We start from the raw sequence: 14059 nt of genomic DNA, 5'->3' as shown, positions 1-14059 counted from the left end.
CCTCTACTTCCCTTCATTTTGTCGATAGTTAATCAGGTTCCTAATGGTCAGAGAGACGGTGTTTACGCTGACTAATTACTTTTTTCAATAGCCTCATGGGGCGCTCTTCTTTTAATATCGGCATCTAAAAAGCGAGTCAATGACACCGCCATAACAAAGGCACACCCTCCAAGATAGATATTCCACGATATCACACTTATGACTAAGAAAATCGCAGATAGCAATGTAAAGAATATAAACAGTCCTTTTTTAAGCATCTCGTCACCTCATTTTATTTTGGTTTAATGTCATAACCTAATTCTGCCGCATACTTTTGATCTTCCTTTTTTATTGATTTAAAATAATAGATTGCTAGGGGAATGGTCACGACGGCAAACACTATTCCAATAACATTGCCTTGAGAAGCCGTCGCAAAAATCCAACGCAATTCAGAAATATCCATTCCCAACCAAGCTAACATTTGGCCTTTAGGAACAGTGGCACCCCCTGTAGTTTCAGCAAGCTTGGTAAAATGCGGCGCAAAGTACGAGGCAGCATAAAGGTGAATCGGAATACCTATCAGCGTTCCGATGGCCATTTTTACTAAGTTGCCCATCGTTAAATAGAATAACGGAACGATCAGACATATCTCCATCAAACCACCAAAAGGTAAGACGATATTACCTGGTAAAAAAATGGCGTAGATAAAGATAACAGGTATAGCAAGAATCATTAGCAACCAATGTTCAGAGCGCCCAGCCATAATTGGCCAATCTAAGCCAATCGTAAATTCACGGCCAGCAAATTTACGTTTCATAAATTCCGTAGCTCCTTCACTAATAGGGGTTAGTGATGTTGTAAATAATTTGGCAACTAAAGGAAATAATGTCAAAGCTGTTCCAGCTTGAACTCCTAAAGTTAAAATGGCTGGAATATCATAACCGCCAAAAATACCGATAAAACATCCCACTAGGAACCCCATAATATGGTTTTCGCCAAAGACACCGATTTTGTCACGAATTTTTTGAGCATCAATGTTCACCTTATCTGGTAATAGGACATCCATTAAATGGGTGAAGGGGTAGAACCAAATCCCCGCTAAAAACATTGGATGAGGCATTGACACTCCTGGAATACCGGATAGTTTTTCCAAGCGGTAACGAGTATAGTCAGCGTTTTTAAGTTCTAATATACATTGAAGGATGGCTAGCGCAAATCCAAGGTAGATATTTCCACTTACATAAGTGATCAAAAAGGCTGTACAGACTTTGTTTGCCACATTCCACATATCCATGTTTAAGCAATTAGTCAAATTAAAGGCTAACATCAACACGTTAATGATGATTTGGACAGGAAACATGAGGAACGCATACTCCCATGTCCAGACTAAGCCTAAAGCTGGCGCCCATCCCATATCGAGGGCCTTTAGTTCCACCCCTGTATTTTTGATAAACGCTTGTGCCGCAGCCCCAACATTAGCTGTCATGAAATCCATGACCATTCCCATACCGACTAGAGCAACCCCTAAAATTAAACCTGCTGCAAAGGCTTTTGAAAACTTCATTCCTAATAGTGTTCCAATAATGGTTAAAATAATTGGCAGAAATACTGGGGCTCCTAGATCAATGATACTTTGAAAGATCGTTTGAATAATTTCCATTTATTCTCCTCCTCAAGCGTGTTGTTATTTCTTAAATTCTGCAAGAATTTTTTCCAATTCTTCTTTAGCACCAATCCCGGTCAAAAATGGCACCCCACTAAAAGTAGGTAATGAGTATTGTTTTTCGCCGATTGGTGATATAGACACATATAAATCGGCTACATTTTCATATGAGGGAATGGAGTTGATATTAATTGCCTCAATGTTAAATTCATTTTTGCGAATTCCCGCTTCTTCTAACAGATTGCCTAATTTTACTGCCACAGTTTGTGAGGTGGCGATTCCACCACCACATGCTACGATAATTGTTTTCATTTCTCTTCTCTCCTCTTTTAACTATTGATCACTTCGTCAAATACGTCATATATTGCATCGCAAGTATCAGCACTTTCTAATGCCTTAAGTAACTCATGATTGCCTACGATCGAGATTATCTTTTGCAAGGCTTCTAAATGTTTTTTTCCATCATTCAACGCTAACATAATGATCATGTCAACATCAATCGGCGTTGCAACTTTGCCCATCTCGTTAAAATGTACAGGTTTGGTTAATTTTGCTACAACAATCCGTGATTTTATTACTTGTGAGGCCTCTGTATGTGGAATGGCAACACCTAACCCATTGGTTAATAGCCCTGTTGGAAATTTTTCCTCTCGGGTTTTTAGTGCGTCTATATAGGTAGGCTTGGCATAACCTTGATTGATTAATAATTTGCCTAAATCCTCAAACACTTCATCACTATTTTCATAGGTTTTTTTCACAAAAATATAGTCTTTTGAAATTAAACTTTCCATCGGTTACACTCCCATGCCGTCTTAGTTATAAATAATACAATTCTTAATGACTTTACCTGCAGCATGTTCACGAATAGCCATTTCAGTTTCCTCAATGGTGTACTCATTTTCAACAAAATCTTCCGCTGAGATTGCCTTCATTTTTAATAATTCAAAGGCGGCATTAACATGTATCGGCGTTGTGTGGAAAACGCCTTTGACTGTAATTTGTTCATAGTGCATTCTTGTGCAGTCAAAAGTTACTTGCGTGCCAGTTTTGGTGCCACCAAAACACAGAACTTGACCGCCAGCTCTAACTTGCTGGAAAGCAATTTCCCATACTTCTGGTAAGCCTGCCGCTTCAATCGCCACATCAACACCCCTTGCGTCTTCGATCAATTCACGCACTGCTTGGATTTGATCTTGTTCTTGAATGTTAATTAGATGTAATGCCCCCATTTTCTTAGCTAATTCCAAACGGTTTTGCTTATTATCACAGGCAATGACTCGCGCCCCTTTAAGATAGGCCAATCGAATAAACATCAGGCCAATTGGTCCGCAACCATTTACAACAACACTGTCACCTTGTTCGATATCCACCTGATCAATGCCGTAAACTGCACATGATAGGGGCTCTGTTAAGGCTGCTTGTTTATAGTCCATGTCATCCGGCATTAGAAACATGGTTTCTTCCACAATATTTTTGGGAATTAGCTGATATTCTGCATAGGAACCCAAATTAGAAGGTAGATCAACACACATTGAATGTTGCCCTTTCTTGCACCAATAACATTTATGACAAGGTGCTGTATTGTGAGCCACGACGCGATCACCAATTTTAAATTTAGTAACCCCCTCTCCCACTGACACAACATCACCCGCAGCTTCATGACCAATTAAGTGTGGTGGATTATAGCGATAACCACGCATAAACATTTTACAATCGGTACCACATGTTAACGTGACCTTATTTTTCACGACTACTTCACCTGCAGCAGGCACTGGTACAGCTACTTCTTTTAAGCGAATATCCTCAATTCCATAATAAACAATTTGTTTCATTGATAATAACCCTCCATTATATTTTTAATTTCAGGTCGTCACCTGAATAAAAACTAGCTAGTTTTTAACAAAAAGATTGTAGAATATCTATAATACTGTCTACTGATGAACTTGTTATCAATTTCGTTACATCATCATCAGCAGCAGATAAATCCAACAGCTGAAGCATCGCCGTTAAATGAGACTGCTTATCTGGTGTTGCTAGTAAGATCACAATATGAACCGTTTGAGTGTCACTAAATGTTACGCCAGCTTCAATAATTAACATGCTCATGGCAAGTTGCTTGACTAAAGGCTCCGCATTCGCATGGGGAATCGCTATTTCTTTGCCAAAAACGATATGAGGCATGGCCTTAGTATAGTTTTCAATAATTTTTTCGATGTATTCAGGAACAATCGAGCCATCACGAATTAAGGGTTCGGCAACAACGCTCAATGCTTCTTGCCAATCAGCCACTTGTTTTACTTTGGTAATGTGTTCTTTCGGGAATAATTCTGATAAATTAGGACTGGAACTTGATAAGGTCAGATTGTTTCTTTTCACTTTCTTTTCAGGAACGTACATGTAATTGGCTAAATTTGATACGAGTTGCTGTTCATTTTGAATATTGGTGTGCTGACGAACGATCTCCATAATTCGCTCAACGCTTAATCTTGTTGTAGTAAATCCATATAACTGACTTAATACTTTTTCTCTAATACGATTGCGATTTTTTTGCGTGATCACGGGATCAATAATAATCAATTTTTTAGTGGTTTCGACATAAAAAGGAGCGATAACCAAATCATAGCTAGCTGAATCCATACTGACTAATTCACGATAAGACATCGGTTGCAAAAAATGTAGTTCCGGAATTAGATTTGCTAATGTTAAATATAGGAGACGTGAAACTGAAATCCCTTCTGAACAAACAACCGCAGCACGATATTGTTCTTTTTGTTCATTACGCTCACTGGTCATTTCTCCTGCAAAAATCAGTGTCAGCAATCTTAATTCTGTTACAGGTAACGGTTTGCCGAAAACTTTTTCTATTGGTCTAACACAGGTTTCAACAATTTGATAAATATTATGAAACTCTTTTCCTGTCGCTTCATTCACCAAAGTTTCATCAAACCCTTTGGTTAAATTTAGGCGATATTTAACGCGATAATAAGCTGGCTTTAAATGTTGAGTTAACATTTTAATTAAGAACCTGCGGTCAAAAAAAATAATACAAGCTTTTTTCTCAAATAGATCAATAAGTTCATCGATTGCCAATCTTAAATTAGGAATGTCGTTTTCCAAGACATCCTCCACTTTAGAGATATCAATTGCCAGTACATAGATCGTAAAATAAATCATTTCAATATCTGGAATACCTGCTTTTTCAAACATATTAGCCATCTCTTGATATTCTTGAGTTTCTAAAATAGCTTTCTTATCAGGGATCCGCTCTTCAATTATTTTGCTACTTTGAATTCTGCGAAGAAAAATAGCAATAAGTAATGAAACAGCTGTATGACGATGATCTGTATAAACGATCGACAATTTTTTTTCTAATTCAGTCATCTTATCACGAACAATCTCAAGTTCTTGTTCAATTTTTAGCAGTGAAAGTAGGTAATCTGTTTTAATTTGATCGTCCACAAGCTTAATAACAACGTCTCTTAGTAACGATCGGATAGCGGTTTCTTTTCCTTCTACCTGATACCCTGCATTGCGTGAATAAACGAGTGTCAATTTGTAACGAGCTAACATTTTCTTCACATTTTTCATATTTTTTAAGGCGGTATTTTTACTAATTCCTAAGTCAATGATAAAATCTTGTAAGGAAAGTGGCTGCTCTTGAGCGATTAACAACAATAAACTTAATTCAACCCGTTCTTCTTCTGAAAGAACATAGACTTTCTTACTGTATTTCTTGAGTTTTGAAAGAACGTCTAATACATCAAAATTGGCAATTAGCTCACCATTCACTTTAATAACCTTTTCCATTTGGTGATAAGTCAAATAATCATTGATTTTTACAAGTGAGTAATCGATCTGACGTGAATTTAAATCGTACTTCTCCATCATTTTCTTCGTCACGACTCTTCCTTGATAGAGGGCTAACTCTTCTAATATCAATCGACCTCGAGAATCTATGAACATGTCTCTCTCCTCCTTACATTTTCATTATAAGCGAGCATTCTTACAAAAAGTATCTTCTTTTGGTTCAATCTTTGTAACCCCTTACCAAATAAATGGGCTTGAGAGATTGATTAAACTCTTTAATTGCTCTAGCTCAGCTAGAAAGACGATCCTTTAGACTTCGAACACTCTCCCCTTATCGGAACGTATTGGCTTTGAAGCAGATCTAGTGAAAAACTAAAGAGCACGATCTTCCACTTCCTATGAAACGGCTTTTTAACTCAATCATCCTAAAAGAACTGAACTAATTCCTCATAAATTGAGGTTAATTTCAATTGTGACGTTTTCACACAGAAAATAGCCTCTAACTGTTTAAACTACTTACAGTTAGAGGCAACAACTTTAACAATAGCCGACCCATCATAAAAATTAACAAGTCTTTTCTGGTTTTCCTAAAATAACTCGGCTAATTTTGGACACAAGACTTTGATCACTTTTAACCACTTACTCCAATAACCTTCTTTAACGCCTCAACCTTCTCACGATAACTCCACTGCTCCCCATTAAATAATCCTGACGTTCCAACTACAAATAAATTAGCTGAGCCATAAGCATTAATTTGCTTGATTGTCTGCAAGTTGATATTACCATCAACTTGAACTAAAGGAGGAACTTCGAGTGTCTTTAGATAATCTTGAAGTGCTCTGAGTTTCGGCAAGACCCTATTCCTAAAAGCTTGCCCAGAAAATCCTGGTGGAACCGTCATAACTAGCACAAGATCAACCTTTGCCACAAATGGTAGCAACTGATCTAAATCAGTGGCTGGGCTAATGGCAATGCCTGCCTTAATTCCTTGAGAATGAATGGCTTCAATTAATTGAGCAGGGTCGCGACAAGCTTCAATATGAAATGTCAGATAATCAGGTGGGGTCGCGAAAAAGAGCTTGGCTATAGTTTCCGGATGACAAGCCGCCAAATGGATGTCTGTTGTAAAACGACGATCAGCAACGATTGGTTGTAAATTATAAGGAGCCATTGCCAAATTATCCACAAAAACAGCATCCATCACATCGCAATGCAACCAATCGATGCCAGCCTCAGCTAAGGCGTTTAGTTCTGTTTGCATCTTCATGGCATTGGCACACATAATTGACGCCACGACTTTTTTCATTGACATCCTCCTTAGATCGTATTCTTAAAAATGGCCATAGCAGCTTTAAGATCGGCTTTAATACCCGCTGTTCCGCTGGTCACAACGTCTTCAAAAAATAATTGATCATCAGTAGAAACTTGCCGGATATAATCGGCTACCGCCCGGCCCCCGGCCTGATTGCCGTAAGTATAATAATTTATCTTGCAAATGCCATTGGCTATAGCCGTCCGGTAGTCAGCTTCCGACACCCCTGAGCCGCCATGCATGACTAAAGGGAGAGCCGTGGCATCACGGATTTTTTTTATTCTTGGTAAGTCCAATTTTGGCTCCTTTAGATACACGCCATGAACCGTGCCAAAAGCAATCGCCAAACAATCCACCTCTGTTTCAAGGACAAATTCTTTGGCTATTTCGGGATCGGTGTAAATCGCTTCTACATCATCGTAAACCTCTTCTGGATCAACAGCGCGTCCTTCCCCCCCACCTAGCGCAGAGGTGAAAATATGCCCCAGTTCTGCTTCAACTGACACCCCCACACTGTGAGCAATCTTGACGATTTCTTTGGTTTCTTTCAAATTATCCTGATACGCTTTACTTGATGCATCATACATGATTGAAGTAAAACCTAAGCGAATGGCTTGTAGGCATGCGTCAAAAGACGCCCCATGATCCAGATGAACGGCTACCGGAACAGTGGCTCTTTTAGCATAATCCAACATAATTGGGCCAATTTCCGCTAAAGGAATCAAACTATCATGACCTTCTGCATGCTGCAAAATAACGGGTGATTGCAACTCCTCAGCCGCTTCAATTGCAGCACGAATCGTTTCCAGATTGGGGGCGTTAAATGCCCCAACAGCTCGCTGTTGCTTTTTAGCATCGGTTAACAATGTCTTTAATGTGACTAACATATTTTACGCCTTCCTTTCTTGCATGTTTACCACCACTCGGTAGTTTTCTCCTGATATTGCCTTTTCCATGGCCAAATGGATATCATCAAAAGAATAGATTTGACTGATGAAGGGACTGACATCGATAATTCCCTGACTAATTAATTGGGTCGCTCTAACAAAATCGCGGCTATTGGAATTAGCCGTGCCGACAATCCGAGTCCCTCGTTTATGCAGCCGATCAGGACTAACCCCAATTGGTTCATCTGGGTAAAAAGAGGAATACAAGACGAGACACCCTAATTGAGCCAACAAGGTGACAGCCTCTGCCGCAACCTGATGAACTGGCGTCGTATCAAAAACAACTTGCGCGCCAACGCCTTGTGTCAGCTCCATAACACTCGTTTTGAGATCTGCTTTTTGGGGATTGACAATGTGATGGGCACCCAGTGATTTGGCCAAAGCCAACCGCTGATCATTCATGTCAGAACAGATGACTCGGGCCCCACTTTTAATGGCCAACTGAGTGTGCAACAACCCCATAATGCCACAGCCAATAATAACAACGGTGTCACCATATTGGATGTTAGCTGTCTCACAACTGTGAATGACACAAGATAAGGGCTCTGTTAAAGCAGCTTCTTCTGGGCTCACTCGCTCATAGTGAAAAAGAAATCGGGGATCGCAGACCATGTATTCAGAAAAGCCACCCATGCCTTTATGAGGTAGCCCTTCTAACTGTTTGCTGTGATCAAAATGCTGACAATTTTGTTCCTGGCCAATCTTACAGAAATAACAATCGCCACAAACCATCCCCGCACCATAGACAACCTTGTCACCGATTTGCCAATACTCTGGGTTAACGCCCGTTCCCACTGCCACGATTTCACCTGATATCTCATGGCCCCCAATAAAAGGGAAGACGACCTCTTTGACTCCTGAATACACCCGCTGCTCCCAAGTACAAATCGCACAGGCTGTAACCTTCATCACAACTTTCCCTGGACTTGCTTTAGGTTTGGGATAAGTCTCCATGCTTAAATCCTTAACGCCGCGAAAAACAGCTGTTCTAGCTAATTCCATTTTACATCCTTCCTTTCTGACTATTATAAGAGATTCAAAACCCCAAATAGAATCCCAATGCCCACTAAAATCAACATAACTTTGGTGGATTTCATCTGCCGATTTTTAAGTAAAAAGAGTGTCAATAACGTGATCCCTAATGGCAAAATCCCTTTAAAAAGTTTATCCAGGATATCTGCTTGTAACCCCAGTTCCACCTGGCCCACTTTAATAATAAATGGGGAGGATACCGACACAAAGCTAGCGGATAGTGCCCCGAGCACAATCGCCCCCATGGCTGATGCACCAGTGATAATCTGTTGTAAAAAATTTCCGCCTAAGACTTTTTCAATGCCAGCCTTACCTAATTCATATCCCTTCATCCAAGCAAAATATGCGATTGACCACATAATACCAAACATTAATAGACCGTAAACCACCGGCCCCATCAAATTACCTTCTGCGCCTAAACTGATACCAAAGGCCAATAATATCGGGGTCAAAGTTCCTTGCCATAAGGTATCACCAATTCCGGCAAAAGGCCCCATTAATCCTGTTTTGATACCATTGATGGCTTCATCAGTAATCGGTGCCCCATTGGCTCTGTCTTCCTCCATGGCAATCACCATTCCGACAATCACCCCGCCGAAGTGTGGCTCTGTATTAAAAAAAGACATATGCCGTTTCAAAGACTGTTTAAATTCTGCTGGGTCATCTTGATACAATTTTTTAATAATCGGGCTTAAGGCGTGAACCAACCCGGTAGCTTCCAAACGCTCATAATTATAGTTAGCATGACTAAAAAACGTCCAACGCCAAAATGAGCGAGCTACTTCTCGTTTTTCCAGTTTTTTAGTGACAACTTTTTCTTGAACTTCTTCCATTTTGATCCTCCTTATCTTGTAAAAACGCTACTGACTGCAAATTAACGTCCCTAACTAATTCCATTTGCCTTATGCCATGCCTTTTGTGTCGCTTAATGTGGTATAAAAGTAAGCGATAATCCCACCCAGGATAGCAATCACGATAATATCCAATGATAAATACGTAAACATGATAAAGCCTGTCACAAAAAATAATAACGTGTTAGGCCGATTAATTGAGCGCAAATTCATGGCAATCCCCAAAGCGGGCAATAAACCGCCAATAACTTGCAAAACATGTAAGGGAGTGCCTTCTAAATACCCAATTAAACTCGTGACCACGCCCGCTCCGAAATAACCGGCTAAGGTTACGGGAATGACACTCATCAAAAACAAGACAATTTGTGGTGGTACAACGTGTAAAAAGTTAATTCGCTCAAGGTTTCCTTCTTCAGCTGCTTTGTCTGCCATATGAACGAAAAAAACGTCTATTGTCATATGAGCGACCCAAATTATAGTTCCCAACAATCCGATCGGAATCGCCAAGGTAATCGCTGTCGCCCCATCGACACCTGCTGCCATCGCAAGAGCCGTTCCCAAAGTACCTGCTAAACCTGGATCCACTGGGGCCGTTCCGCCAGCTGAGATAAATGCAATATAAGGCAGTTGAATAGCGGAACCGATAATCACGCCTTGAATCGGATCCCCTAAAATAAAACCAACCACCGTTCCTGCGACTAATGGCTTTTGAATAAACGAGATCGTTCCTAAAGTTGATAACCAAGGGGTTCCTGTAATCCCCAAATAATACACAAGGCCGATGAGAAATGCTTGTAGTAATGAAATTTCCATTTTATGATACTCCTTTCCATAAAGAGTGAGCACTCACCTCACCCACTGTTTATTTAATCAATTTTTTCACATCAATCGCTTTATCTTCAGCGATAATTTGAATAAAGATGTCACTTCCTTTCGCAATTAACACGGACAGCGCCTGTAATTCTTCGGGAGAAGCTGAAATGTTTTTATAAAACTTTTGCCGCCCTTCTTTAGCCCCCATCCCACCAATATTAATCTCTGCAAATACGATCCCCTTCTCAGCCAAATTGACCAAAACACTTGGATATTTTACCAAAACGATGACTTTCTCTGATCGCTCTGCCAATCCCTTAAAAACGGTCACCGCCTCTTCAATTGTATAGACCTCCGTCTTAACGTTAGCCGGTGCAACGGATGTGACGATCATCTTCAAAAAAGCATCCTGAGCAGTTTCGTCATCTACAATGATAATGCGCGTGGCCCCTGTTACATTTAACCAAGAGGTCATGACTTGACCGTGAATCAAGCGATCATCAATTCTCGCTAATACGACATTCTTCATTACCGTCCTCTCCTTCTTTTGTCAGCTCTTGATAACGTTGGTTCATGTCCACAATAGTCGCCACGCCACTGTTAACAGCGATAGCAGCTAAATCGGCCAACGAAACCTGGTCTCGTTTTAAAATCACTTCCAACAACATTCCCAGGTTGAGACCTGAAACAACATGAATCGGCTGAGTCTTCATTAATTTCATGACTTCATTGGCTGGCGTCCCACCATAAAAATCGACCAAAACTAAAACTCCTTCGCCAACGTCCAGCTTTTTAATCGCTACTTGCAATTCTTGTCGAAATTGTTCTGGTGCCTTCCCGTGATGTAACCCTATGCCTATTAAGCTCGGTTGCTGACCGGCCAATAAAGCCGCTGATTGAATCGCCTCCTCGGCAAAGTCACCGTGAGATAAAACAATTATTCCAATCATAAATCACTTGTCCCTCCTTTCTTTTCACTTCTTAATTAAGCAACTTTCATGCCAATTCAATCAATCCCCTTCTCAGCCACTTTCCCCCTCAACTGTGACAAAAAAAAGAAGACAGTGCACTCCTAAGAGTGATTGTCTTCAATCTGTGCAAGTTTCAAGAAATTGTGTGCATGCTAACATAAGGGGCGATAAATTCTTCTAAATAATAAAGCTCCCCTTCAGAAAACTGACAGTTAAAACTTTCTTCCAACACCCAGATTTGCTCTTTAAGCACAGAAAAAAGTCTTGGATTTTGACAGCTAAACTGACTTAAATGGATTTGTTCATTGGCAATCGCCCGCTCGATCATGCTCACCCCATGAAGGACAAACTTAATTAGCAAGTTTTTCTCAATTGTCAAAGGCACTCCCTGATGGATGGCCGCAAGATACTTGGCTAGTTGCTGACACGCTTTACCGGCATTCACAAATACAGCTGATTGTTTGACGAGCCCAATCAGGCGCATCCGCTCATACTGAGAAAATACGCGATTATCAAAGATCTCAAAATAATCATCTTGCTCCTCACTGCCACTTATTTGTCGGTGACCAATGTATTGACTTTCCATAATGATTTCTTCGATCAGTTGGTTCAGTGTTAAATTGGTGTATTGCGATTTACGCGCCGCTTCAATTACCATGGGGGTATTGACCATGGTTAGATATTGAACATCAATGCCAGTCTCAGTGGCGATTTTTTCAGCAAAAAACACTAGCGACCCCATGTCAACCAATAAAAGAACTCCCTTGCCCCGATCTATTTCCCGAACTTTTTTACTGGCTTTTTCATAGATAGCTGAGACATTATCCGTTAACCGCATATTGATAAAATGAGTGTTTTCCGCTTCTAGCAAATCATTGGCGACTTTGGCCATACCGGAGGCGACATTATCACCATGCATAATCACTAAAATACCGATCCGTTCTCCTTTTCGTCGTTCGCTGACAGCTGTCAAAAAAACGGCCATTACGACCACTTCCTGATAAGGAATCAAGACATCAAATTCATCTTCTAACTGCCTTTTTAGTTTTTCAGCTAATTGATAATCTTGAGCATTAATATCATTAAAATCAACTTGAGAGCTCACTGTCATGCCCTTTTTCAATTTAATCAAAAGAGTTTCTATATGCAAAGCTAGGCTATTTAACATCTTTTGGTCAACTTGTAGGGCCTGATACTCGCAGCTATCAAAAAAATGGGTCAAAACGCTTAAAACTTGCTGTGACACAACCTTGCCAATAGCCTGATTATCCCGAGAGTCTGTGGTTAAACTTAAGTTAAAAAAAGTTTCCAGTTCTGCCTGAATCTCGCTTTTAAGTTGCAATGTCTGTCGGTTCTCGGTAACTTGAGTCGTGTATTTATTCAATAATTTCTGATAAAATTCTTCTTCCTTTGCATGATAATAATCTGACAAGCCTTGATCTTTTAGATCTTTATCAGCAAATAACACCCCTCTATAATAGCGGCGATCTTCTGCAACCTCATTTCGGTTCTGATATTCCTTTACTATCTCTGCGATTTGATAGAGCTCTCCGTACTCCTCAATCAATCGCGTCTTATCGATGATAATTTGAGTTTGATCAGTCAAAACCGCTTCGGCATAAGTAGTAGCACAAAGCATTTTAAGATCATTTTTTAATTGTCCAATGTTTCCCTGACAAGTATACGCAAGAAAAAATGACACAACGAACGCTGAGACTTCAATCGGTAACTGAACTTTGTCTGACTCTTTCAACAAAAATAAATCCAACAATGCCAAACGCTCTCGGCTACTGCGTTCTTCTAAAGTGGGCAAGGTGATTTTATTAGGAATCCGTCTGAGAAATGTTCCCAAAAGTGAATCACTAATAACTTCGGTTGTGGCACCGATTAACATCACTCGGGCTTCACACGTTTCTTTGGTATCACCTAAACGGCGGTATTTCCCTCGGTCGATTAATGAAAACAGCATCTCTTGACCTTCAGCTGGCAAACGGTGGATCTCATCTAAAAACAAAATCCCCCCATCCGCTTCTTTAATCAGCCCATCTTTCTCTTGAGTCGCACCAGTGAATGCTCCCTGACGATAACCAAATAAGAGTGAAAGCAACAGTTGTGGATTGCCAGCATAGTCGGCACAGTTCAGCACAACCAAAGGAGAGGACTCGGCTAAACGACCTATTTCAATGGCATAACGATACATTACTTCTGCAAATAAGCTTTTCCCAACACCCGTTGGTCCTAAAATCAAGGTGTTTAAGCCAGCTGGTGGGTATAAAATAGCCGCTTTGGCCAATTTCATTTGTGTTTTTAAACTATCTTGGGCACCTATTAAGTAGTCAAACGCCTGAAGCGATCGAGTCTTTTTCGCCTTCAAAGACTCGCTCAGCTGGTCAATCAGCTCTTTTTCTGATTCAAATTCAAATTGTGACAATTGGTATTCTTCTGATAGGTAATAATAATGTACTGGACGACCTTTGATCTTGCAAACTTTTCCTGCTCCGACTAACTGATTTAATAATTTGCTCATTTGCGTACGCTCAATTTGACAGATCTGAGACATCTGTGCTGTTGTTCGCCCTCTGGAATGTGTCAGATCAATCGACGTTTGTTCTTTTAAATAGTGGAGGACTTTCTCACTATTTGATAACGCTGTCATTTTATCACTCCTTCATCTTGTCTCTTAC

General features: G+C 40.2%; 14 protein-coding genes. All 14 read right to left on the bottom strand.

Going from position 1 to position 14059, the window contains the following annotated elements; translation table 11 throughout:
* Positions 1-71: 71 nt before the first annotated feature.
* The 14 genes from I6N95_RS14890 to I6N95_RS14825 all read right to left on the bottom strand — a co-directional run bounded on the left by I6N95_RS14890 (position 72) and on the right by I6N95_RS14825 (position 14031).
* Complete coding sequence (locus tag I6N95_RS14890; RefSeq protein ID WP_209529351.1) at positions 72-257, bottom strand: hypothetical protein; 186 nt, start codon at positions 255-257, stop codon at positions 72-74.
* A 14-nt stretch (positions 258-271) separates the two neighbouring features.
* The gene (locus tag I6N95_RS14885) at positions 272-1639 is read right to left on the bottom strand and encodes a PTS galactitol transporter subunit IIC (RefSeq protein WP_209529349.1); all 1368 of its coding nucleotides are present in this window, start codon (positions 1637-1639) and stop codon (positions 272-274) included.
* Positions 1640-1663: 24 nt separating this feature from the next.
* The gene (locus I6N95_RS14880) at positions 1664-1954 is read right to left on the bottom strand and encodes a PTS sugar transporter subunit IIB (RefSeq protein WP_209529347.1); all 291 of its coding nucleotides are present in this window, start codon (positions 1952-1954) and stop codon (positions 1664-1666) included.
* A gap of 17 nt (positions 1955-1971) precedes the next feature.
* Positions 1972-2433, bottom strand: coding sequence for a PTS sugar transporter subunit IIA (locus I6N95_RS14875; protein ID WP_209529345.1), 462 nt, complete (start codon positions 2431-2433; stop codon positions 1972-1974).
* 21 nt (positions 2434-2454) lie between these two features.
* Positions 2455-3474 (bottom strand): zinc-dependent alcohol dehydrogenase, encoded by a 1020-nt coding sequence (locus I6N95_RS14870; RefSeq protein ID WP_209529342.1) that lies wholly within the window; start codon positions 3472-3474, stop codon positions 2455-2457.
* Between the two features lie 64 nt (positions 3475-3538).
* The gene (locus tag I6N95_RS14865; RefSeq protein ID WP_209529341.1) at positions 3539-5605 is read right to left on the bottom strand and encodes a BglG family transcription antiterminator; all 2067 of its coding nucleotides are present in this window, start codon (positions 5603-5605) and stop codon (positions 3539-3541) included.
* A gap of 475 nt (positions 5606-6080) precedes the next feature.
* The gene (locus I6N95_RS14860; RefSeq protein WP_209529339.1) at positions 6081-6755 is read right to left on the bottom strand and encodes a ribulose-phosphate 3-epimerase; all 675 of its coding nucleotides are present in this window, start codon (positions 6753-6755) and stop codon (positions 6081-6083) included.
* An 11-nt stretch (positions 6756-6766) separates the two neighbouring features.
* A complete protein-coding gene (locus I6N95_RS14855; RefSeq protein WP_209529337.1) occupies positions 6767-7648 on the bottom strand; it encodes a class II fructose-bisphosphate aldolase in 882 nt (293 codons plus the stop codon).
* Positions 7649-7651: 3 nt separating this feature from the next.
* Positions 7652-8710 (bottom strand): zinc-dependent alcohol dehydrogenase, encoded by a 1059-nt coding sequence (locus tag I6N95_RS14850; protein WP_209529335.1) that lies wholly within the window; start codon positions 8708-8710, stop codon positions 7652-7654.
* A gap of 23 nt (positions 8711-8733) precedes the next feature.
* Complete coding sequence (locus tag I6N95_RS14845; protein ID WP_209529333.1) at positions 8734-9573, bottom strand: PTS system mannose/fructose/sorbose family transporter subunit IID; 840 nt, start codon at positions 9571-9573, stop codon at positions 8734-8736.
* A gap of 69 nt (positions 9574-9642) precedes the next feature.
* Positions 9643-10404 carry a PTS mannose/fructose/sorbose/N-acetylgalactosamine transporter subunit IIC gene (locus I6N95_RS14840; RefSeq protein ID WP_209529331.1) on the bottom strand — a complete coding sequence of 254 codons (762 nt, stop codon included), beginning with the start codon at positions 10402-10404 and terminating at the stop codon, positions 9643-9645.
* Between the two features lie 49 nt (positions 10405-10453).
* Positions 10454-10933, bottom strand: a complete 480-nt coding sequence (locus I6N95_RS14835) for a PTS sugar transporter subunit IIB (RefSeq protein ID WP_209529329.1) — start codon at positions 10931-10933, stop codon at positions 10454-10456.
* Positions 10905-11354: a PTS sugar transporter subunit IIA gene (locus I6N95_RS14830; RefSeq protein ID WP_209529327.1), complete on the bottom strand. Its 450-nt coding sequence runs from the start codon at positions 11352-11354 to the stop codon at positions 10905-10907. Before I6N95_RS14830 ends, I6N95_RS14835 begins: the two co-directional genes overlap by 29 nt.
* A 154-nt stretch (positions 11355-11508) precedes the next feature.
* Positions 11509-14031, bottom strand: a complete 2523-nt coding sequence (locus I6N95_RS14825; protein WP_209529326.1) for a sigma 54-interacting transcriptional regulator — start codon at positions 14029-14031, stop codon at positions 11509-11511.
* Positions 14032-14059 lie beyond the last annotated feature (28 nt).

Origin of the sequence: Vagococcus allomyrinae (assembly GCF_017829975.1) — a bacterium.
GTDB classification, from domain to species: Bacteria; Bacillota; Bacilli; order Lactobacillales; family Vagococcaceae; genus Vagococcus_D; species Vagococcus_D allomyrinae.
The sequence above is the reverse complement of the archived record's forward strand: the minus strand, read 5'-3'. Positions and strand labels throughout refer to the sequence as shown.